The sequence below is a fragment of the Marinobacter oulmenensis genome (assembly GCF_014201735.1).
Taxonomy (GTDB): domain Bacteria; phylum Pseudomonadota; class Gammaproteobacteria; order Pseudomonadales; family Oleiphilaceae; genus Marinobacter; species Marinobacter oulmenensis.
This window is the reverse complement of the sequence record NZ_JACHFE010000007.1, coordinates 74,632-96,744: the sequence shown is the minus strand read 5'-3', so window position 1 is coordinate 96,744 and position 22,113 is coordinate 74,632. Positions and strand designations below refer to the sequence as shown.

Genomic DNA, 22,113 nt, shown 5'->3' with positions numbered 1-22,113 from the left:
GTCTCCGGGCATCCTTGGTCCTGAAAATGGCCGGAAGCCTCTGGGGTTATATGAGCCTCCGGGATTCCCGGACTCTGGAATGGAAAGGGTCATTATGGACAATAATGGTTCCCGTCTCTACACTTGCAGACGTGACATTTCTTCGCGTCTTGACGGGGTGCTAGGGGCCGGCGTGGCCTCCTGGCTGAGATTGCATAGCAAAACCCGCTACCTGATCCGGATAATACCGGCGTAGGGATTGAGACTGCACGACTACTGCCGCAGGCGCATTGCGCCTGCGCGCAGGCTCCGTCAAACGCGACCCGACCACACCAATGAACGGGAGCAGCAAATGACGGACCTTCCTTCCTATCTCAGCGATTCCGCGCAAGTGGATTCGGCAGCAATCAAACCATTACCAAGCTCACGAAAAATCTACGTGCAGGGTAGCCGACCCGATCTCCGCGTGCCAATGCGGGAAATTACGGTGGAAGACACGCCCACGGAAATGGGCGGGGAAAAGAACCCGCCAGTCATGGTCTACGACACATCGGGTCCTTACACCGATCCTGAAGCCACCATCGACCTGCGCAAGGGCCTTAAGCCTCTCCGCCAGGCGTGGATTGAGGAACGCGGCGATGTGGAACAACTGGAGGATTACACCTCCGAGTTCACCCGCCGGCGCATGAAAGACCCGCAGCTGGACCCACTGCGGTTCATGGATGAGCGCAAGCCATTGCGTGCCAAACCCGGCAAGAACGTCAGCCAGATGCACTATGCACGCCAGGGCATCATCACGCCGGAGATGGAATTCATCGCCATCCGGGAAAACATGAAGTTGCAGGAGGCCCGTGAAAACGGCCTGCTGGAAGACCAGCATCCGGGCCAGTCCTTCGGCGCGAACCTGCCGCCGGAGATTACTCCTGAGTTTGTGCGTGAGGAAGTGGCCCGTGGTCGCGCGATCATTCCTGCCAACATCAACCACCCGGAAACCGAACCGATGATCATCGGTCGTAACTTCCTGGTGAAAATCAACGGTAATATTGGCAACTCGGCAGTCAGTTCTTCGATTGAGGAGGAAGTCGAAAAACTCACCTGGGGCATCCGCTGGGGCTCGGACACGGTGATGGACCTGTCCACCGGCAAAAACATTCACGAAACCCGTGAGTGGATCATCCGCAACTCGCCGGTGCCCATCGGCACGGTCCCCATTTACCAGGCACTGGAAAAAGTTGGCGGCGCCGCCGAAGACCTAACCTGGGAAATCTTCCGGGACACACTGATTGAACAGGCCGAGCAGGGCGTGGATTACTTCACCATTCACGCCGGTGTGCGCCTGCATCACGTGCCGCTGACCGCCAAGCGGACCACGGGCATTGTTTCACGCGGTGGTTCGATCATGGCCAAGTGGTGCCTGGCGCATCACAGGGAGAGCTTCCTGTACGAGCACTTCGAAGACATCTGCGAAATCATGAAAGCCTACGACGTGGCCTTCAGTCTGGGCGACGGCCTGCGCCCGGGTTCCATCGCTGATGCCAACGATGCGGCTCAGTTCGGTGAGTTGGAGACCCTGGGTGAGCTGACCAAGATCGCCTGGAAACATGATGTGCAGTGCATGATCGAAGGTCCCGGCCACGTGCCCATGCACCTGGTGAAAGAGAACATGGACAAGCAGCTCGAATGCTGCGACGAAGCCCCGTTCTACACCCTCGGCCCGCTGATCACGGACATTGCGCCGGGCTACGACCACATTACCTCCGGCATCGGTGCCGCGATGATTGGTTGGTACGGCTGCGCCATGCTCTGCTACGTAACACCCAAAGAGCACCTGGGCTTGCCCAACAAGGACGATGTGAAAACCGGGATCATCACCTACAAGATCGCCGCCCACGCCGCCGATCTGGCGAAGGGCCATCCAGGTGCCCAGATTCGCGACAACGCGCTGTCCAAGGCCCGTTTCGAGTTCCGCTGGGAGGACCAGTTCAACCTTGGTCTGGACCCGGACACAGCACGCGCCTACCACGACGAAACCCTGCCCAAGGAGTCGGCCAAAGTGGCCCATTTCTGCTCCATGTGTGGGCCGAAGTTCTGCTCCATGAAAATTTCGCAGGAAGTGCGGGATTACGCGGCGGAAAATGGCCTGGACGAAGTAACGGCGATTGATGCCGGCATGCAGGAGAAGTCGCGGGAGTTCGTGGAGTCTGGTAGTAAGATCTACGACAAGGTCTGAAATTGGGGGGGATCTCGTAGCCTGCAGCTTATGAGCAGGAGCCATGGCGGGCCAGCCGTTCAGGAGACGCCTCGAGACATCCCTGTGCGGCTTGGGCTCCGCCATCCCTGGCTCCGCACACTCCTGAACGGCTGGCCCGCCATGACTCTCAGGGTTGGGGGGATATCGCCTCGATTCGCGCAGACTTTACCGGAGGCTTCATTCTTCGTTTTGCCGTCACGGTGTTGGGTGGCTGACATTTGCGAGCAGCACAATATGCGACTGGGAATGTCGGGTAGGGCCTCCAAAAACTGTGCGGAGCCAGGGATGGCGGAGCCCAAGCGCCCCATGGATGGGCCGCAGGAGCGTGTTTTTGGAGGTTCTGCCCGACATGCCCATCTCCCAACAAGCAGGCTGGGGGATTAACTTGCACCCTGGCGGCGCTTCCAGCTATCGTTCCAAGCCGAACTCGAAACCGGACGTTCCCATGCCGAAACCGTTTCAATTCAGCGCCAGCGACGTCATCGTCAAAAAACGCGAGACCGTGTTTCAGGGCTTTTTCCGTATGGACAAGCTCTGGCTCACACACCCGCGTTTCGATGGTGACGAGATGCCGGTATTCACCCGGGAGCTTTTCATCCGTGGTGATGCCACCTGCGTATTGCCCTACGATCCAGAGCGGGATGAAGTGGTCCTGCTTGAACAGTTTCGTCTGGGAGCGCTGGAGCGGGAGCAGTCTCCCTGGTTGCTGGAACTGGTCGCTGGCATGAACGAAGACGGCGAATCGCCCGAAGAGGTCGCTCAGCGGGAAGGCCAGGAAGAAGCCGGGTTGTGCTTCAGCCGGCTTGAGAAAATCTGTGACTATCTGGTGTCGCCGGGTGGCAGCACAGAAATGATTCACCTGTATTGTGGCCAGGTGGCCACCGAGGCTGCCGGAGGGCTGTACGGTCTTGCGCACGAACATGAAGACATCCGCGCCCACGTGGTGGCGGCGGAAGAGGCCATGCGTATGATCACTGACGGCCGGATTAACAACGCGGCGGCCATTATTGCCATCCAGTGGTTACAGTTGAACAGAAGTCGTCTGCGCGAGGAGTGGCAGGCATGACCGAATGGGTAAAACGGCCGAAGCGTTATGTGCCGGATCTGCGCCAACTGGGCGCCCTGTGCGACGGCAATTACCGGCGTCTGTGTAAACTCCGGCAGCTTGAAAACGCTGATCAGTCGGTTTGCGAGTTCGAGCTGCACCGTGAAAACCAGTATCTGGGCCGGGTCCGGATCGAAGTGCTTCAGTCCGCCCGGTTCACCGAAACCCTGCTGCTGGAACAGGTCCACAACAGCGGTCGCTGGCTCAATAACCCCCGGATGACAGTCAGGGTGTATCACGACGCCGCCCAGGCCGAAGTGATCAGCTGTTACCGCCAGCGCCAGATCGCCCCCGTTAATGATTACCCCAACCGTTTCATGCATCATCCTGATGAAAAAGTGCAAGTGAACGGTTTTCTGGCGGACTGGCTGGATTACTGTTTGCGCTTTGGTCTCCTGCCCATGGAGAAGGCTGCCTGGACCGCTGGTGAGGGCCTGGATTGACGCTTTATCTCCGTTTCCGTGCCTGAAAATCGCCAGAAAGATGACAACCTTGTCAAAACTTGCAAAATTCCGCCTCCAACTGTTCGGAATGTGATCAATCTTCCATTTGCCGGCCATCAACCCGGTATAGCCTGTCGTACACTTGCTGCAAAGAATAACTGTTCGCTGACAGGATGGCAGGCAAGAGATGACTCCCACTCGGTCCAGAAACCCGCTCCGGGTTTTACAACTGACAGATCCCCACCTGATGGCCAGTCGGGATGGCAGCTTGCTGGGTATCAATACCCGTGACAGCCTGGCGGCGGTGATTGCGCAGGTGCTTGAGACCCACGGCCAGCCCGACCTGATTCTGGTGACCGGGGACATTAGCCAGGATGGCTCCCCGGAAGCCTACCGTCATCTGACCGATCAACTGCAGGCTTTTCATTGCACCTCTCTCTGGATCCCGGGCAATCACGATGATGCCAGCCTTCTGGCCCGGGTTGCGGCTGAATCCGGTGCGGCTGGCCGTCAGCGGGAACAGGGAGGGTGGCAGTTTGTGATGCTGGACTCCTCCGTGCCCGGCCAGGTTCATGGTGAACTGGCAGACAGTGAGCTTCAGTTTCTGGAGCAGGTGCTGTCAGCCAGCCCGGAGCGGCCCACCCTGATCAGTCTGCATCATCAACCGGTGCCGGTCGGGTCTGACTGGATGGACCGGATCGGGCTCGCCAATCCGGACGCTTTCTGGCAGGTCGTGGACCGCCACCCCCAGGTGCGCGTGGTGCTCTGGGGCCATGTGCACCAGGCCTTTCACCAGCGCCGTAGCCACCTGCATCTGATTGCCACACCCTCAACCTGCATCCAGTTTACTCCGCAGTCGGTGGATTTCGGAGTGGAGCCTGTCGCGCCTGGCTACCGCTGGTTCGAGCTGGCTCCGGATGGTGAATTTTCCACGGAAGTGGTCCGGGCGGAGAGCTTCCGTTTCCAGCTCGATGAGGGCAGTGGCGGCTACTGAGTCAGTTGTTTCCCGCGCAGGTTCCTGGCCGCTGCCACCATGGTCTGGAGCGCCGGCCTCACTTCTTCCCAATTCCTTGTTTTCAGTCCGCAGTCCGGGTTCACCCACAATCGCTCAGCGGGGATTCTGTGTGCGGCCAGTTCCAGCAGTTGCTCAATGTGCGCCTGCTCGGGCTGGTTGGGAGAGTGAATGTCATAGACGCCGGGGCCGATGTCATTGGGGTATTCAAAGTCCTCGAAGGCGTCCAGCAACTCCATGTTTGAACGCGACGTCTCGATCGTGATCACGTCGGCGTCCATCCGGGCAATGGCCTCGATAATGTCATTGAACTCGGAGTAACACATGTGGGTGTGTATCTGGGTGCTGTCGGCGACGCCGTTGGCGGCCAGCCGGAAGCTGTCGATGGCCCATTCCAGGTAACCGGCCCAGTCGGAGCGACGCAGGGGCAGTCCTTCCCGGAGCGCGGCCTCGTCGATCTGAATGATGGCAACGCCCGCCTGTTCCAGATCCTGCACTTCTTCACGAATGGCCAGCGCCAGTTGCCGGCAGGACGCCTCCCGGGGCTGATCGTCGCGTACGAAAGACCAGTTCAGGATGGTCACCGGTCCGGTCAGCATGCCTTTGACCGGCTTGTCTGTCAGCGACTGGGCATAGCGAATCCAGTCCAGGGTCATGGGGTGTGGGCGACGGATATCGCCGAACAGAATCGGTGGTTTCACGCAGCGTGAGCCGTAGGACTGCACCCAGCCATGGCGTGTGAAAGCGTAGCCCTCAAGCTGTTCACCAAAATACTCGACCATGTCGTTGCGTTCCGGTTCACCGTGCACCAGTACATCCAGGCCGAGTTTTTCCTGCTCACGGATGCAATGGGCAATTTCCTCTTTCATTCTGGCCCGGTACTCGGGCTCTGGCAGGTTGCCTTGGCGGTATTGCAGGCGGGCCTGCCGGATGTCCACTGTCTGCGGAAAGGAGCCAATGGTTGTGGTCGGAAAAACCGGCAGGTTCAGGTTTTTCTGTTGCAGGCTGATCCGTTCGGGATAGGGCGCGTGGCGACTGCCCAACCCGGGCGCCAGATTGGTTATGGCGTCGCGTAGTTCGGGATTGCGTACCCGGTCCGAGTACCTTCGGCTCTCCACAGCCTGGCGATTGCTGTCCAGAGCGTCGGCGACGGATGTCCGGCCATGGTTCAGGGCCTGGGCCAGCACCCTCAGTTCTTCCAGTTTCTGTACGGCAAAGGCCAGCCACTGGTGAATCTCCGGATCCAGTTCCTGCTCCAGTGAAAGGTCCACGGGCACATGCAGAAGTGAACACGATGGGGCCAGCCACAACCGGTCACCCAGCCTGCAATGGACAGGCTCAAGCTGTTCCAGGAGTGCGTTCAGGTCGGTTTTCCAGATGTTGCGCCCGTTAATCACGCCCAGCGACAGGATCTTGTGGGGTGGCAGCCAGTCGGCTACCCGGGCCAGTTCGCCGGGGCTGCTGACGGCGTCCACATGCAGGCCGGCTACCGGCAGTTCGCAGGCCAGCTGCAGGTTTTCCCGCAACTCCCCAAAGTAGGTAGTCAGCAGCAGGTTGGGACGGCTTGCCTTGAGCTGGTGATAGGCGAGGTTGAATGCGTGCCGCCAGTCGGCATCCAGGTCTGTAACCAGAGCCGGTTCGTCGATCTGAACCCAGTCGGCACCCGCCTGGGCCAACAGGTCCAGGAGTTCGCCGTAAACGGGCAGCAGGTCCGCAAGCAGTTCCAGGCGGTTGCTGTCGTCTGTGGTTTTGCCCAGCCAGAGATAGGTCACCGGGCCGATGATCACCGGTTTGGTGGCGATTCCCTGCGCCCTGGCTTCGGATAATTCCGCCAGCAGGCGTTCCGGATTCAGGTGGAAGCGGGTGGACTGACAGAACTCCGGCACGATGTAGTGGTAGTTGGTGTCGAACCATTTAGTCATCTCGCCGGCGTGGGCCACCTGGCAGTCGGCGTCACCGGGGCTCCGGCCCCGGGCCGCCCGGAAGTAATCGTCCAGTGGGTTGGCTTCATTTCCGCGGGCCCGCTCTGGCAGGTTGCCCAGAGTGGCGGACATGTCCAGCACCTGATCGTAAAGTGAGAAGTCCCCCACCGGAATCAGGTCCAGGTGGCTCTGCTGGCGCCAGTGGCGGTGACGCAGTGTTGCTGCCGTCGCGTCCAGTTCTGTTTCCCCCGAGTTGCCCGCCCAGTAGTTTTCAAGGGCAAACTTGAGTTCCCGGTGTGCGCCGATGCGGGGAAATCCCAGATTATGAGTAGTGACCATTGCCAACTCCCTTCAGTTGAATCTCGACTATGGCTGGTAAGATTAGGCGGGAAGTTCCATGAATAGAAATGGTATTATTTCAGGGGTATGTGAATAATATTCATGGAGGGAGCGTGATAGACCGTCACCATCTGGAAACCCTGCGTGCCGTCGAGCGTTATGGCTCACTGACGGCGGCTGCTGAACAGTTACATCTGACCCAATCGGCCCTGAGTCATGCCATGCGCAAGCTGGAGCAACGGATTGGTGCTCCGCTGTGGGAGCGTGACGGACGTCAGCTTCGGTTTACGCCTGCCGGTCAGTACCTGCTGGGACTGGCAAACCGGATTCTGCCCCAGTTTGAGCATGCCGAGATGCTGGTCAGCCAGATGGCCCTTGGTCAGCGTGGCAGCCTGCGGGTCGGCATGGAGTGCCATCCCTGTTATCAGTGGCTGCTAAAGGTCGTCGGGCCGTATCTCGAGCAGTGGCCGGACGTGGATGTAGATGTGAAGCAGGAATTCCAGTTCGGTGGCATGGGGGCCCTGTTCAGTCACGATATCGACCTGCTGGTGACCCCGGACCCTCTGCAGAAACCGGGTGTGCATTTTGAAAGCGTGTTCGATTACGAACAGGTGCTGGTGGTCGGGCCGGAACATCCTCTGGCGGGGGAGGCGGTGGTCGCTCCGGAGCAGTTACGGGGCGAGACCCTGATCACCTATCCGGTGGCGGTGGAGCGGCTGGATATCTTTACCCGCTTCTTCCTTCCGGCCGGGGTGACGCCGGCGCGCCACAAGGTTATTGAGACGACGGATATCATGCTCCAGATGGTATCTGCGGGGCGTGGTGTTGCGGCGTTGCCGGCCTGGCTGGTGGCGGAGTACGGCCGGACGATCGAGCTCCGGGCCCTGCGCCTGGGTGAAGCGGGTATCGACAAGCAGATCTTTCTGGGTTTTCGGGAAAGGGACGCCGGCATCGATTACCTGGATGCCTTTGTGCAGCTTGCCCGGGAGATTCGCTGGAACTGACGTCTTGCGTTAAACTGCGCGAAAAATCTCGAGGACACAAGCAATGAGCGACATTCCGGCAGACCTCAAATACATCGAAACACACCAGTGGGTCCGTGTGTCTGACGACGGCACCGCCACGGTTGGTATTACTGACTTTGCTCAGGCTCAGCTGGGCGATATCGTCTATATCGGCAATCCTGAGGTCGGGGTGACGGTCAACGGCGGTGAGGAAGCCGGTGTGGCCGAGTCGGTCAAATCCGCTTCCGATGTGTTCAGTCCGGTGACCGGTGAGGTGGTTGCGGTCAATGAGGCGCTTGAGGATGAGCCCGAACTGGTCAATGAAGACCCTTATGGCGAAGGCTGGATGTTCCGGGTGAAGCTGGCGGATACCGGTGAGCTGGATGGCCTGATGGACCCGGATACTTACGCCGATCACGTAGCCGCTGAGGCGTAATCCCGCCATGGAATTTCCTGTTCTTTACCTGCGCAAGGGCGCTGAGCGCCGGCTGCGGGCCGGCCACCTATGGGTCTACAGTAATGAAGTCGATACCCGCCGTTCACCCTTGAGTGGCTTTGAATCCGGTTCTCAGGTTCAGGTCCGCGCTGCGAACGACAAGCCGGTGGGGATTGCGTTTGTGAACCCCCACGCCCTGATCTGCGGCCGCCTGGTTACCCGCGATGCCGCCCATGGCCTGACACCACGGTTGCTGACCGAGCGAATGGAAGCAGCCCTCCAGTTACGCCAGCGACTGTTCGACAAGCCGTTCTATCGCTGGATCTTCGGGGATGGTGATGGCCTGAGCGGTCTGGTGGTGGACCGTTTCGATGATGTGGTGGTGGTGCAGATTTCCTGTGCCGGTATGGAGCAGATGAAAGACGCCATTGTTCGGGCGATCCAGCGACTCACTCATGCCCGCTCGATCATCTTCAAGAACGACGGCAAGATGCGCCGCGTTGAGGGGCTGGCGGACTATGTCGAGACCGCCCACGGGCCGGATGTTGAGCTATTGGCGGTTGAGGAAAACGGCGCCCGTTTCGAGGTACCCCTGGCCGGAGGGCAGAAAACCGGCTGGTTCTACGATCACCGGATGAACCGTCGGCGCCTTCAGGCCTATGCCTCCGGCTTGCGGGTGTTGGATGTGTTCAGCTACGTGGGCGGCTGGGGTATCCAGGCGGCTCTGGCCGGGGCGTCACAGGTTACCTGTGTGGATGCCTCCTCGGCTGCGCTGGATTCGGTCCATCACAATGCCGGGCTGAACAGGCTGGACAACGTCGACACCCTGCATGGGGATGCGTTTGAGGCGCTCAAGGCGCTGGCGGATGAGAAAGAAAAATACGACGTCGTGGTGCTGGACCCGCCCGCACTGATTCCGCGGCGGCGTGACCAGAAGGCCGGTGAGCAGGCCTATGCCCGGCTCAATCAGTTGGGGTTGCGGTTGCTTGAGAGGGATGGTTTGCTGGTATCGGCCTCCTGCTCCATGCACCTGTCCCAGGATCGCCTGGTGGACATCATTCGCGGCAGCGGCCGGCGAATTGACCGTTTTGTGCAACTGCTGGAACAGGGGCATCAGGCCCCGGATCATCCGGCGGTGCCGGGCATTCGCGAGACCGACTACATCAAGGCCTGCTTTGCCCGTTCCCTGACCGGTTTCTTCTAGAGACCGGTGTGTGCTCCGGGGCTTTCAGTCCCGGAGCGAAAGAATGCGCCAGCCCTGTTCCCGGGCGAGGGCTTCCAGCGTCGGGTCCGGGTCCACAGCGACCGGGTGGTCCACCCTGCGCAGAAGCGGTGCATCGTTATGGGAGTCGCTGTAGAACCAGGCGCCTTCCAGGTTCTCCTGGTTTGCCGCCAGCCAGTCATTCAATCTTGTGACCTTGCCTTCCTGAAAACTCGGCGTGCCGGCGATCTGCCCGGTGAAGCGGCCGTTGACCAGTTCTGGCTCCGTCGCGATCAGGTGGGGAACGCCCAGTAATTCTGCAATGGGTTCGGTGATGAACCGGTTGGTAGCAGTGATGATCATCAGGGTGTGCCCCTGGGACTGATGGTCTGCCAGAAGTTGTTTTGCCTTGTTGAGCAGCATGGACTGGACCTTCTTGGCCATGAAGGTCTCGCGCCAGCCTTCCAGTTCCTCAAGGTTGTGGTGGGTGAGGGGCTCAAGGGAGAAACGCTGGTACTCGAGCATATCCAGCTCACCGTCCAGGTATTCCTGGTAGAAACGATCATTGGCCTTGCGATAATCCTCGGCATCCACCAGACCTTCCTCAACCAGAAATTCGCCCCAGGCGTGGTCGCTGTCACCGGCCAGCAGCGTGTTGTCCAGATCGAAAATTGCGAGCGTCAAGCGATCTCCTCCCTTGCATCGGGCTTTGTGGCAAAGCGCTCAGTCTACCACGGGCAGGCCCCCGGCGCTTATTGCCGCGTATGGGGAAGCCCGTTTGCCCATGCCTTGGGTTTCTGCAAGAATGAGAGCAACTTGGACTTAGTTTGCCGGTTAAAAATTGACCGGCAGCCGACTTATGAGAGGACTGTGCCGTGATCGATTCAGACGGTTTCAGACCCAATGTCGGAATCATTCTGGCCAACCACAGGGGCGAAGTTCTCTGGGCTAGGCGAATAGGGCAGGACTCCTGGCAGTTCCCACAGGGTGGCATCAAGCACGACGAGTCGCCAGAGGAAGCGCTTTACCGGGAGCTTGGAGAGGAAATCGGCCTGGGTGCCGGCGATGTTGAAATCATCAGCTGTACCCGGGGCTGGCTGCGTTACCGACTCCCGAGGAGGATGGTACGCCACAACTCGCACCCCGTCTGCGTGGGGCAAAAACAGAAATGGTTCCTGCTGAGGATGTTATCGCCAGACGCGCATGTACGCGTTGATGGTACGGAGTCACCGGAGTTCGATGGATGGCAGTGGGTCAGTTACTGGTATCCGTTGGGCCAGGTGGTTTCATTCAAGAGAGAAGTCTACAGGCGTGCACTGAGGGAGCTTGCCCCCCGATTGTTCCATAACATGGAGCATTGGCAGGGTGGGGGCAGCCAGAACCAGCGCTCGAAGGACTACCGGAAATGATGGACTAACCCATGCTGAGCACCCTGCGAAACATCGTACAAGAGGTAAACAGCGCCCGTGATCTGCAGGAGGCGCTGGATATCATTGTGTCGCGGGTGCAGAAGGCCATGGGCACGGAAGTCTGCTCGGTCTATCTGCTGGATCCGGTCTCCAATCGTTATATTCTGATGGCCACAGAGGGTCTGTATCGGGAGTCTGTGGGGCAGGTCAGCATGGGCTATTCCGAAGGCCTGGTGGGCCTGGTGGGTTCCCGTGAGGAGCCGATCAATCTGGAAGACGCCCCGTCCCATCCACGGTATCGCTATTTCCCGGAAACCGGGGAAGAGCGGTTCCGTTCCTTCCTGGGTGTGCCCATCATTCACCACCGCCGCCTGATGGGGGTTCTGGTGGTGCAGCAGCGGGAGAACACCCGTTGCTTTGACGAAGGTGAAGAAGCATTCCTGGTCACCATTTCCGCCCAGCTCGCTGGTGTGATTGCCCACAGTGAGGCCACCGGGGCCATCAGTGGTCTGTCGCTGACCGGGGAAGAAGCACACGATGTCAGCTTTAATGGTGTGCCTGGCGCGCCGGGTGTGGCCATTGGCACGGGCGTGGTGGTGTACCCGGCGGCGGATCTGGATCTGGTGCCGGAGAAAGGCACAGAGGACATTGACCAGGAGCTGGATCTGTTTCGGGCAGCGGTTCAGGCTGTTCGAGAAGATATTGAGCGTGTCGCCAAACGTCTGTCGTCGCAACTGCGCCCGGAGGAACAGGCGCTGTTTGATGTCTATTTGCGGATGCTCGGTGACGAGGCTCTGCCCGGAGAGGTGGCCAATCGTATCCGCGAGGGCATCTGGGCCCAGGGCGCGCTCAAGCAGGTGGTTCAGCAGTATGTCCGCCATTTCGAGATGATGGACGATCATTATCTGCAGGAACGCGCGGTCGATATCCGGGATCTGGGTCGTCGTCTGTTGTCACGACTGCAGGAAGGTGAGCAGAAGGATCTGGAATACCCGGAAAGGACCGTTCTGGTCAGCGAGGAACTGACCCCCTCCATGCTCGGTGAAGTTCCCAAGGGGCGCCTGGTAGGGCTGGTGTCGGTCAAAGGTTCCAGCAACTCCCATGTGGCCATTCTGGCCCGTGCTATGGGAGTCCCAACGGTGATGGGGCTGGTGGACATTCCGGTTAACCAGCTGGATGGCAAGGAGCTGGTGGTGGATGGCTTCGAAGGTCAGCTTTACGCGTCGCCTTCGGCGGACCTGCGTTCTTTCTACCAGGAAATCTGTGACGAGGAAAACGAGCTGATCCGTGGGCTGGAGGCGCTGCGGGACAAGCCCTGCGAGACCACCGATGGTCATCGCCTGGCCTTGCTGGTCAATACCGGCCTGATGACCGACGTGGTGCGCTCCCTGTCCCACGGTGCCGAGGGCATTGGCCTTTATCGCACCGAAGTGCCCTTTATGATCAAGGATCGCTTCCCCTCCGAGCAGGAGCAGCGGGAGTACTACCGGGAGCAGCTTGAAGCCTTTGCCCCGAACCCGGTGACCATGCGGACGCTGGATATCGGCGGTGACAAGGCGCTGACCTATTTCCCGATCCAGGAAGAGAACCCGTTTCTGGGTTGGCGGGGTATCCGGGTCACCCTGGATCATCCGGAAATTTTTCTGGTTCAGGTCCGGGCTATGCTCAAGGCCAGTGAGGGACTGAATAACCTGCAGATCATGCTGCCCATGATCAGCAACATCTCGGAGGTGGAGGAGTCACTGCACCTGATCTACCGGGTCTATCATGAGGTCCGGGAAGAGGGCTACCAGATCCACATGCCCAAGGTCGGGGTGATGGTCGAGATCCCGGCTGTGGTCTACCAGATCCGGGAGCTGGCCGAGCGGGTGGATTTCCTGTCGGTGGGGTCGAATGACCTGACCCAGTACCTGCTGGCGGTGGATCGCAACAATCCACGGGTGGCCCAGTTGTACCATTCCTACCACCCTGCGGTGCTTCAGGCTCTGGTCCGGGTGGCGCAGGATGCACATTCGGTGGGCAAGCCGGTCGGAATCTGTGGTGAGCTGGCAGGTGATCCTGGTGGCGCCCTGCTGCTGATGGCCATGGGCTATGATTCACTGTCGATGAACGCGGCCAGTCTGCCCAAGGTGAAATCGGTGATCCGCAGCGTGAACCGGGAGTGGGCCATCCAGTTGCTTGAGGACGTCCTGTTGCTGGATTCGCCCCATGTCATCAAGAGCTGTGTGGACCTGGCCCTGCGCAACGCCGGCTTTGGTCGTTACCTGCGGCCGGGCAGGACATCCGGTGCGGCTCTGGCGGAGTCCGCTGCTTCCTGAACACCGGTTTGAATGGGCGGAACAAAAAAAAGCCGATGGCCATGAGCCATCGGCTTTTCTGTTTCCGGGCGGGAGGCACTATAGGATGTAGCGACTCAGGTCCTCGTCCTCGGACAGCTCGGCGAGCTTCTCATCCACGTACTCGGCAGTTACTTCAAAGCCATCGGTTACCTTGTCGCCGGCATCGTAGGTCAGTTCCTCAAGCAGACGCTCGAGAACCGTATGCAGTCGCCGCGCACCGATGTTCTCGGTGGTCTCGTTCACCTTCCAGGCCACTTCCGCAATGCGGGTGATCGCGTCGTCGGAGAAGGTCAGAGTGACGCCCTCCGTCGCCATCAGTGCTTCATACTGCTGGACTAGGGATGCGTCCGGTTCGGTCAGGATGCGCTTGAAGTCGCCCGGTGTCAGGGCCTGGAGTTCCACCCGGATGGGCAGGCGGCCCTGCAGTTCCGGAATCAGGTCGGACGGCTTGGACAGGTGGAAGGCCCCGGACGCGATGAACAGGATGTGATCCGTACGGATCGAGCCGTACTTGGTGCTGACCGTGCTGCCTTCGATCAGGGGCAGCAGGTCCCGTTGTACGCCTTCGCGGGACACATCCGATGAGGTGTTCTCGGAGCGCTTGGCGACCTTGTCGATCTCGTCGACAAAGACGATGCCGTTCTGCTCCACCACATGGATGGCCTTCTGTTTGATCTCTTCCTCGTTGACCAGTTTGGCGGCTTCCTCGTCACGAGCCCGTTTCAGGGCATCCGACACCTTCATTTTGCTGGTCTTGCGCTTGTCGGAAGACAGGTTGGAGAACATGTTCTGCAGCTGTGAGGTCATTTCCTCCATACCCGGCGGTGCCATGATCTCCACGCCGCCAGCACTGGCGCTAAGGTCGATCTCGATTTCCTTGTCGTCCAGCTCGCCTTCGCGCAGTTTTTTGCGGAACATCTGGCGGGTGGAGGAATCGGAGCCGGTGCGCTGGCTGTCCTCATTGAAATCCCGGGGCGGGGGCAGAAGCGCATCAAGGATGCGTTCTTCCGCCGCGTCCATGGCCTGATGTTCGTGGCGCTTCATCTCCTTCTCGCGAAGCATTTTCACGGCCATGTCAGCCAGGTCCCGGATGATGGATTCGACATCGCGCCCCACGTAGCCCACTTCCGTGAACTTGGTGGCTTCCACTTTCAGGAAGGGGGCATCGGCCAGTTTGGCCAGGCGCCGGGCAATTTCCGTCTTGCCGACACCGGTGGGGCCGATCATCAGGATGTTCTTGGGGGTGATTTCGTCTCGCAGGCTGCTGTCGAGCTGCATGCGCCGCCAGCGGTTACGCAATGCGATGGCGACGGCTCGTTTGGCTTCTTCCTGGCCCACGATGTGTTTGTTCAGTTCGTGGACAATCTCACGGGGAGTCATTGCAGACATGGTTACTCCGGATCACTCTTGGATGGGCAGCACTTCCAGAGTGCGGTTGTGATTGGTGTAGATGCAGATATCAGCGGCGATATCCAGGGCTTTCTCGGCAATCTCGTGAGCGGAGAGTTCCGTGTTCTCCAGTAGCGCCCGTGCCGAGGCCTGGGCGAAGGGGCCGCCGGAGCCGATGGCGATCAGCCCCTGCTCGGGTTCAATGACATCGCCGTTACCGGTAATGATCAGGGAGGCGGTTTTGTCCGCCACGGCCAGCAGGGCTTCAAGCTTTCGCAGGGCCCGGTCTGTTCGCCAGTCTTTGGCCAGTTCGACAGCGGCCCGGGTCAGGTTGCCCTGGTGCTTTTCCAGTTGGGCCTCGAAACGCTCGAACAGGGTAAAGGCATCTGCCGTGCCGCCTGCAAAACCGGCAATGACCTTGCCGTTATAGAGTCGTCGCACCTTGCGGGCGTTGCCTTTCATCACGGTGTTGCCCAGGGATACCTGGCCGTCACCGCCCATGGCGACTTCGTCGTCACGACGGACAGAAACTATCGTAGTCATTGGGGCTCCAGTTGCCTGTTTGTTCGGTCTTCAGAGGTTATGGAGGCGGTGGCCCGGAATTCAAGTCGTGGCGTGTGGCTGGCGGCCGTCAGGACGTCTGTCACCGACGGCCCGCCGCTTTAGCCATCCTTGGGAATCTTCCTGACCAGGGGCTGGATATCGATGGAAACGAGTTTGTCCACCGCCGCGTTCATGCGGCTCCGGGATTTGAAAGGACCGATGTTGACCCGGTACCAGATACTGCCACTGGACTGTTCGATCTCCTGAACGTGGGCCCGGAGTCCCTGGAAGGCGATTTGTGCCCGCAGCCGCTCGGCATCCGGCTGTTTGCGGAAGGAGCCGGCCTGGACCACATAATCAAAGGCCTGCAGTTCGGGACCCGGGGCGTATTCCTCGACGTCCGGCGGCACCACTTCGGATTCCGGCAGCATTTCGTAGAAGCGGAACTTCTGTTCCTGCTTCGGGGACGAGGCCGGTGCCTGGGAAGGCGGGTCTTGTTTTTGGGGTTGGCTGGCGGCGGGGGCCGGCTCAGGCTGGGTTTTCGTTCCCGTGCTGCCCGGCAGCGTGTTCAGGTAAACAATAAACCCGATAAAGCAGCCTACCGTCGCCAGGGACAGTATCCATTTCACTGAGAGTCCTCCCTGTTGGGGGCGCGCAGGAGCCGCCGGCCGTTTGGCCGACTTTCTGGCCGGTTTGGCGGCGGGGGCGGCTTTCTTGCGGGTGGGTGCCGCACCCTTGCCCCCGGCCGGTTTTTTCCTGGCGTAATCTCTGGCCATGGCTGGCTTACATCTCCTCCGGCGCACTCAGGCCTAGCAGGTCCAGGCCATTGGCAATAACCTGGCGAACCGCCAGATAGAGGCTGACCCGGGCATCCCGCACTGCGGTATCCTCGATCAACACCTTGTGGGCGTTGTAATAGGTATGGAATTGCCCTGCCAGATCCCGCAGGTAATGGGCGATATGGTGCGGCTCACGCTGGGCGGCGGCGTTGGCGATCAGTTCCGGGTATTTCGCCAGCTGGTTGGCCAGATCCTTTTCCTCGTCCAGGGTGAGCAGGCTCAGGTCGCCGACGCACTCGTGCAGGCCCCGGCTCACACCTTCTGCGGACAGCTTGCGCAGTACGCTGCAGATGCGGGCGTGGGCATACTGGATATAGTACACCGGGTTTTCATTGGTCTGTGAGCGGGCCAGGTCAATGTCGAACGTCAGTTGGGAGTCCACCCGGCGGGCTGCCAGGAAAAAGCGGGTGGCGTCCCGGCCCACTTCGTCGATGAGATCCCGCACGGTGACATAACTGCCGGCGCGCTTGGAGATTTTTACCTCCTGTCCGGAGCGGGTCACCATCACCATCTGGTGCAGCACGTAATCCGGCCACCCTTTGGGGATACCGACATTCAGTGCCTGAAGGCCGGCCCGTACGCGGGTGACGGTGGAGTGGTGGTCGGCGCCCTGTTCATTGATCACGGTCTGGAAGCCGCGCTGCCATTTGTCCAGGTGGTAGGCCACGTCCGGCAGGAAGTAGGTGTAGCCGCCGTCCTTCTTGCGCATGACGCGGTCTTTGTCGTCGCCGAACTCGGTGGTTTTCAACCAGGTTGCGCCGTCCTGTTCGTAGGTGTAACCGTTATCGGTCAGCCGTTGCACCGTGGCTTCCACCTTGCCTTCCTCGTAAAGGGAGGATTCCAGGAAGTACACGTCAAACTGCACGCCGAAGGCTTTCAGATCCAGGTCCTGCTCCCGGCGCAGGTAGGCGACTGCAAACTCGCGAATCGCGTCCCGGTCCTCCGGGTCGGCCTTGCCGGTGACTTCCCGGTCATCGGCGGTGACTGTCTCGCCAGCCAGGTAGGCGTTGGCGACATCCACGATATAGTCGCCCCGGTAACCGTCTTCCGGCCAGTTGGAATCGTCCGGCGTCACGCCTTTAACCCGTGCCTGAACCGACAGTGCCAGGTTGTTGATCTGGGCGCCGGCGTCGTTGTAGTAGAACTCCCGGGTAACATCGTAGCCATTGGCTGAGAGCAGCCGGCTAAGACTGTCGCCGATGGCGGCGCCCCGGCCATGGCCCACGTGCAGGGGGCCGGTAGGGTTGGCGGATACGAACTCCACCTGGACCTTCTGGCCGGCGCCGTTGCTGTTGTGGCCGAAACGCTCGCCCTCGGAGAGGATGGTGTCGACAATCTCGAAGGCGCTGGCGGTGCTCATGAAAAAGTTGATAAAGCCTGGTCCGGCAATCTCGACCTTGTCCACTGCAGAGCTCTCGGGCAGGGCCGCCACCAGGGCGTCTGCCAGTTGTCGTGGCGGACAGCCTGCGGCTTTGGCGGCCACCAGGGCAATGTTGCAGGCGTAGTCGCCGTGGGACTTGTCCTTGGTGTTGCCGACCTGGGGAGTGAAGGTCTGGTCCGCCGGCAGGGTGCCAGCTGATTGCAGGGTCGCCAGTGCAGACTGGAGAAGCTCGGATACGGTCTCTTTCATGCTGTCAGATGACTCGGTTTACTGGGAAATGGGTATCGGGCAGGGCGCCCGGTGAAAAAGAAGACGCGTATTATCGCGGAAACCGCAGGTGTACGCAAAGTAGGCGCTTCCGGGCGCTACCCGGTTTCCTGTGGATCGACATCCACGATCCATTTGCTGCCGGGCGGCAGGCGGCTCTGGTCGAGGTGCTGGCAAAGCCGGGTCAGGCTCTGGTTGAGCTGCCCCCGACTGTTGCTGCAGAGCACCAGCTGTGCCCGGTGCCGGTTGGCCTTTCTGGCTATGACCGCTGGCAAAGGCCCCCAGACGTCAATCCCGGTGGCCTGGGCGAGTGGCTTGAGGCTGTCCAGAAGTTGCAGGCTGGCCTGCATGCTATCCGCTTCGGCCCGGAGAATGGCCATGCTGCGGAACGGGGGCAGTTGTCCGCTTTCCCGCTCCGTCAGCAATTGATCGGCGATGGAACGGTAGTCTCCCCGGCACAGGGCATGCAGTAACGGGTGATCGCTGTGGCAGGTCTGGATCAGTACCCGCCCCGGTTTGTCGCCACGGCCCGCCCGGCCACTGACCTGCAGCAGGGTCTGGATCATCTGTTCCGGTGCCCGGAAGTCGACACTGAACAGACCGCCATCGGCATTCACCACCACCACCAGGGTGACGTTCGGGAAATCGTGGCCTTTGGCGAGCATCTGGGTGCCCACGAGAACGCAGGGCTGGCCGGTGTTGACCTGGTCCAGAATGCTCTGGATGCTGCCCCGGCGCTGGGTGCTGTCCCGATCCACCCGGACCACCGGCGTTTCCGGGAAGGCTTCGGTCAGCGTTTCCTCGGTGCGTTCCGTCCCCTGGCCGACTGGCTGATAATTCTCGCTGCTGCATTTGGGGCAGGTCTGCTGTGCCGCCTGCTGGTAGTCACAATGGTGACAGCGCATGGCACGATCCCGGCGGTGATAGGTCAGGCGGGTGTCACAGTGCGGGCATTCGGCGATATGCCCGCAGTCAAAGCACATCATGACGGGGGCGAACCCCCGGCGGTTCACGAACACCAGGGCCTGCTCTCCGCGGGCCAATGTCTGGTGGATGGCGTCCAGTGCCGGCTTGCAAAGCCCTGCCTGCAGTGGTCGGCTGCGGATATCCAGCAGTGCCAGTTCCGGAGGCCTGGCTTTGCCGGCTCGTTCGCCCAGGGTGATCAGCCGGTATTTGCCCTGGTGGGCATTGTGCCAGGACTCCAGGGACGGGGTTGCGGACCCCAGTATGATCGGGCACTGATTCAGGTGTGCCCGGTAGACGGCCACATCCCGCCCGGAATAGCGAAAGCCTTCGCCCTGTTTGTAGGAGCTGTCGTGTTCCTCGTCGACAATAATGGTGCGCAGGCCGGTGAAGGGCAGCAGAACGGCGGACCGGGTGCCAATCAGGATGACCGGTTCGCCGTGGCGGACTTTCAGCCAGGTGGCCAGTCGTTCGCCGTCGTTGAGGGCTGAGTGCCAGACCACGATGCGATTGCCGAAATAGCGCCGGAACCGGGCCAGGGTCTGTGGCGTCAGGTTGATTTCGGGCACCAGCACCAGCGCCTGCTCGTCCTGCCCCAGATGCTGTTTCAGGTAATCCAGGTAGAGTTCGGTTTTGCCGCTGCCGGTGACGCCGTAGAGCAGGCTGGCACAAAAGGTGCGGGTGCTGCCGGGCAGTTGGTCGGCGGCCTCCTGCTGGGCAGGGGACAACTTTGGGGCTGGCAGCCCTGAGTCAGGCGCCGCGCGGTCAGAAGGGGGCTCTGTCTGGATGATTGCCCCCCGGTTTTCCAGACTGCGAATCTGCGCGCGGGTGAAGCCGGCGCCAACCAGGCTGCTGGAGGTTATACCGGGCGCGGCGACTATGGTTTCGAGAAGTGCTTTCTGGCGATGGGCGTTGCCGGGCAATGCCGCTTCGCTCTCGACTGCCCGCCAGTGCTGTTCCGCCTTTGTCTGGGCCGGTCGGCCACGCCGCAGGGCTGGGGGCAGGGCGGTAAACAGGCATTCACCCAATGGGTGCTGGTAGTAATCGCTGGCCCAGGTGAGCAACCGGAACGTGCTTTCCGGCAGCGCGCTCCAGGTTTCCAGTGGTTCGGAGAGTGTTTTGAGCGTGATTCCCGGCGGGGGCTCGACGCCGGTTTCAACTACCAGACCGGTCAGGCTCTGGCGCCCGAACGGTACCTGAACCCGTTGCCCCGGCCGCACCTCGACAGAAGGCGGAATGGCGTAGTCAAACAGTCGGCGCAGTGGCCGGTTCAGCGCAATTCGGGCGGTCTGGGGCCGTGTCACGGTATCTGCGTATCCTGAAATGGGGCAAAAAAGGCGCCGGATAGCCGGTTCCGGGCGGCCCGGACATTGGAAGATGCTTGCCTGTGGCCGGGTTTGTCAGTAAGATTCGCGGTCTGATTCTGACCGGGCAGATTGTGCACGGTCTTGTAAATGGATTCAAACATGCGGTGCCTGGGGCCAATGTGTGATCAGGTAGCGGCATGACCGAATGAGGTTCGCCATGAAAGAAGGTATTCACCCGAAGTACGAAGAAGTCAATGTTACCTGTTCCTGCGGTAACTCCTTCAAGACTCGCTCCACTTTTACCCAGGACCTGCAGCTGGACGTTTGCTCCCAGTGCCACCCGTTCTACACCGGTAAGCAGAAGGTGATGGACACTGGCGGCCGTATCGAGCGGTTCAACAAGCGTTTCGGTGGCCGTATCAAGAAGTCCTGATACCCTGCCGGGATCCGCAGAAAAAGCGCCTTCGGGCGCTTTTTTTGTATCTGGAGCAGGAAACCTGTGTTGTATAGGCAAAATGAACTATTGACGTACGTAAAAAAGCGTATATGGCGGGTTGTTGTTTCCAGAGCGCCGGGCCATAATGGCCTGCCCGCCTGATCGAGTCGGGCGGGATTCAACTCTAAAAATGTGACTAACGGAACAGTGGCAATGTCTCAAGATCTGAAAGAAGCAGCCCTTGAATATCACGCCAAACCGCGGCCGGGTAAGCTGAGTGTTGAAATCACCAAGCCCACCCGCACCTCCCGCGACCTTTCCCTGGCGTACAGTCCCGGGGTTGCCGAACCGGTCCGCGAGATCGCAAAGGACCCCGAGAATGCGTACAAGTACACCGCCAAGGGTAACCTGGTGGCCGTGATTTCCGACGGCTCCGCTATCCTGGGTCTTGGCAATCTGGGGCCTCTGGCGAGCAAGCCGGTCATGGAAGGCAAGGGCGTACTGTTCAAGCGCTTTGCCGGAATTGATGTCTTCGATATAGAAGTCGATTCCGAGAGCCCGCAGGCGTTTATCGAAACCGTCGAGCGCATCGCCGATACCTTTGGTGGTATCAACCTCGAGGACATCAAGGCACCCGAGTGTTTTGAGGTTGAGCGCGCGCTGATCGAAAAGTGCAATGTGCCGGTTTTCCATGATGACCAGCACGGCACGGCAATTGTGACTGCAGCCGGCATGATCAATGCCCTTGAGCTGCAGGGCAAGAAAATTGAAGAGGCAAAGGTGGTCTGTCTTGGGGCTGGTGCCGCTGCCGTTGCCTGCATGAAGCTGCTGATCAGTTGCGGTATCCGCTCTGAAAACATTTTCATGCTCGACCGCAAGGGTGTGATCCACTCTGGTCGTGAGGATCTGAACCAGTACAAGGCGATGTTTGCCAACGAGACTGACAGGCGCACCCTGGATGACGCCATCGACGGCGCGGATGTGTTCGTTGGCCTGTCCGGCCCGAACCTGCTGTCTGCTGACCAGTTGAAGAAAATGGCGGCCAATCCGATTGTGTTTGCCTGTTCCAACCCGGATCCGGAAATCAGTCCGGAAGTGGCACTGGAAGTCCGTGATGACCTGATCATGGCCACCGGTCGCTCCGACTATCCGAACCAGGTTAACAATGTGCTGGGTTTCCCCTTCATTTTCCGTGGTGCGCTGGACGTTCGAGCGACTGCCATTAACGAGGAAATGAAGGTTGCGGCCGTTCACGCGATCCGTGAGCTGGCCAAGGAATCGGTGCCTCAGGAAATCTGCGAGGCATACGGTGTCGACAGCTTTGAATTCGGCCGGGAATACATTATTCCCAAGCCAATGGATGTGCGTCTGCTGGAAGTCGTGCCCGCAGCCGTTGCGCGTGCGGCAGTGGATTCCGGGGTTGCCCGCAATCCGTATCCGGCGCACTATCCGCTGAAGTCCATGGATGACATCATCTGATTGTCCTGCTTCAGACTAAAAAAAACCGGCGGTGATCCCGCCGGTTTTTTTATGCCCTGACCCCGGGGC

General features: G+C 60.1%; 18 protein-coding genes and 1 riboswitch. Of the genes, 11 read left to right on the top strand and 7 right to left on the bottom strand.

The window, feature by feature from the left end; translation table 11 throughout:
* The first annotated feature begins 143 nt into the window (after positions 1-143).
* Positions 144-255: riboswitch (TPP riboswitch) on the top strand.
* A 76-nt stretch (positions 256-331) separates the two neighbouring features.
* The 4 genes from thiC to cpdA all read left to right on the top strand — a co-directional run bounded on the left by thiC (position 332) and on the right by cpdA (position 4,772).
* Complete coding sequence (thiC, locus tag HNR38_RS13535; RefSeq protein WP_183705178.1) at positions 332-2,209, top strand: phosphomethylpyrimidine synthase ThiC; 1,878 nt, start codon at positions 332-334, stop codon at positions 2,207-2,209.
* Positions 2,210-2,675: 466 nt separating this feature from the next.
* Entirely contained in the window at positions 2,676-3,296 is a 621-nt protein-coding gene (locus HNR38_RS13530; protein WP_183705176.1) for an NUDIX domain-containing protein, read from the top strand.
* Positions 3,293-3,778, top strand: a complete 486-nt coding sequence (locus HNR38_RS13525; RefSeq protein ID WP_183705174.1) for a DUF1249 domain-containing protein — start codon at positions 3,293-3,295, stop codon at positions 3,776-3,778. Before HNR38_RS13530 ends, HNR38_RS13525 begins: the two co-directional genes overlap by 4 nt.
* Before the next feature lie 187 nt (positions 3,779-3,965).
* On the top strand, positions 3,966-4,772 hold the full coding sequence (gene cpdA / locus HNR38_RS13520; RefSeq protein WP_183705172.1) for a 3',5'-cyclic-AMP phosphodiesterase: 807 nt from the start codon (positions 3,966-3,968) through the stop codon (positions 4,770-4,772).
* Here the strand turns inward: cpdA and metE are convergent.
* Entirely contained in the window at positions 4,766-7,051 is a 2,286-nt protein-coding gene (metE, locus tag HNR38_RS13515; RefSeq protein ID WP_183705170.1) for a 5-methyltetrahydropteroyltriglutamate--homocysteine S-methyltransferase, read from the bottom strand. The genes cpdA and metE overlap by 7 nt on opposite strands.
* 113 nt (positions 7,052-7,164) lie before the next feature.
* On the opposite strand from metE, the gene HNR38_RS13510 reads away from it, so the two are divergent.
* Genes HNR38_RS13510 through HNR38_RS13500 form a run of 3 tightly spaced genes read left to right on the top strand, consistent with a single transcriptional unit; the run spans position 7,165 to position 9,695 of the window.
* Positions 7,165-8,055 (top strand): LysR substrate-binding domain-containing protein, encoded by an 891-nt coding sequence (locus HNR38_RS13510; protein ID WP_183705168.1) that lies wholly within the window; start codon positions 7,165-7,167, stop codon positions 8,053-8,055.
* A gap of 43 nt (positions 8,056-8,098) precedes the next feature.
* The gene (gcvH, locus tag HNR38_RS13505; protein ID WP_183705166.1) at positions 8,099-8,491 is read left to right on the top strand and encodes a glycine cleavage system protein GcvH; all 393 of its coding nucleotides are present in this window, start codon (positions 8,099-8,101) and stop codon (positions 8,489-8,491) included.
* A gap of 7 nt (positions 8,492-8,498) precedes the next feature.
* On the top strand, positions 8,499-9,695 hold the full coding sequence (locus tag HNR38_RS13500; RefSeq protein WP_183705164.1) for a class I SAM-dependent rRNA methyltransferase: 1,197 nt from the start codon (positions 8,499-8,501) through the stop codon (positions 9,693-9,695).
* A gap of 24 nt (positions 9,696-9,719) precedes the next feature.
* Here the strand turns inward: HNR38_RS13500 and HNR38_RS13495 are convergent, their stop codons facing one another.
* Entirely contained in the window at positions 9,720-10,376 is a 657-nt protein-coding gene (locus tag HNR38_RS13495; protein WP_183705162.1) for a histidinol-phosphatase, read from the bottom strand.
* 191 nt (positions 10,377-10,567) lie between these two features.
* Here HNR38_RS13495 and HNR38_RS13490 point away from each other — a divergent pair, with 191 nt between their 5' ends.
* On the top strand, positions 10,568-11,101 hold the full coding sequence (locus tag HNR38_RS13490) for an RNA pyrophosphohydrolase (RefSeq protein WP_183705160.1): 534 nt from the start codon (positions 10,568-10,570) through the stop codon (positions 11,099-11,101).
* An 11-nt stretch (positions 11,102-11,112) separates the two neighbouring features.
* Entirely contained in the window at positions 11,113-13,419 is a 2,307-nt protein-coding gene (ptsP, locus tag HNR38_RS13485; RefSeq protein ID WP_183705158.1) for a phosphoenolpyruvate--protein phosphotransferase, read from the top strand.
* Between the two features lie 78 nt (positions 13,420-13,497).
* Here ptsP and hslU read toward each other — a convergent pair whose 3' ends face one another.
* The 5 genes from hslU to HNR38_RS13460 all read right to left on the bottom strand — a co-directional run bounded on the left by hslU (position 13,498) and on the right by HNR38_RS13460 (position 20,126).
* Positions 13,498-14,829: an ATP-dependent protease ATPase subunit HslU gene (gene hslU, locus HNR38_RS13480; protein WP_183705156.1), complete on the bottom strand. Its 1,332-nt coding sequence runs from the start codon at positions 14,827-14,829 to the stop codon at positions 13,498-13,500.
* 12 nt (positions 14,830-14,841) lie between these two features.
* A complete protein-coding gene (gene hslV / locus HNR38_RS13475; protein ID WP_183705154.1) occupies positions 14,842-15,372 on the bottom strand; it encodes an ATP-dependent protease subunit HslV in 531 nt (176 codons plus the stop codon).
* A 119-nt stretch (positions 15,373-15,491) separates the two neighbouring features.
* On the bottom strand, positions 15,492-16,148 hold the full coding sequence (locus HNR38_RS13470) for an SPOR domain-containing protein (RefSeq protein WP_183705152.1): 657 nt from the start codon (positions 16,146-16,148) through the stop codon (positions 15,492-15,494).
* A gap of 7 nt (positions 16,149-16,155) precedes the next feature.
* Positions 16,156-17,841 (bottom strand): arginine--tRNA ligase, encoded by a 1,686-nt coding sequence (gene argS, locus HNR38_RS13465; RefSeq protein ID WP_183705150.1) that lies wholly within the window; start codon positions 17,839-17,841, stop codon positions 16,156-16,158.
* Between the two features lie 116 nt (positions 17,842-17,957).
* Positions 17,958-20,126: a primosomal protein N' gene (locus HNR38_RS13460; protein WP_183705148.1), complete on the bottom strand. Its 2,169-nt coding sequence runs from the start codon at positions 20,124-20,126 to the stop codon at positions 17,958-17,960.
* A 220-nt stretch (positions 20,127-20,346) separates the two neighbouring features.
* Here HNR38_RS13460 and rpmE point away from each other — a divergent pair, with 220 nt between their 5' ends.
* Together rpmE and HNR38_RS13450 are read left to right on the top strand one after the other, a co-directional pair.
* Positions 20,347-20,562, top strand: coding sequence for a 50S ribosomal protein L31 (gene rpmE / locus HNR38_RS13455; protein ID WP_183705145.1), 216 nt, complete (start codon positions 20,347-20,349; stop codon positions 20,560-20,562).
* A gap of 216 nt (positions 20,563-20,778) precedes the next feature.
* Entirely contained in the window at positions 20,779-22,044 is a 1,266-nt protein-coding gene (locus HNR38_RS13450) for a malic enzyme-like NAD(P)-binding protein (protein ID WP_183705137.1), read from the top strand.
* Positions 22,045-22,113: the final 69 nt, after the last annotated feature.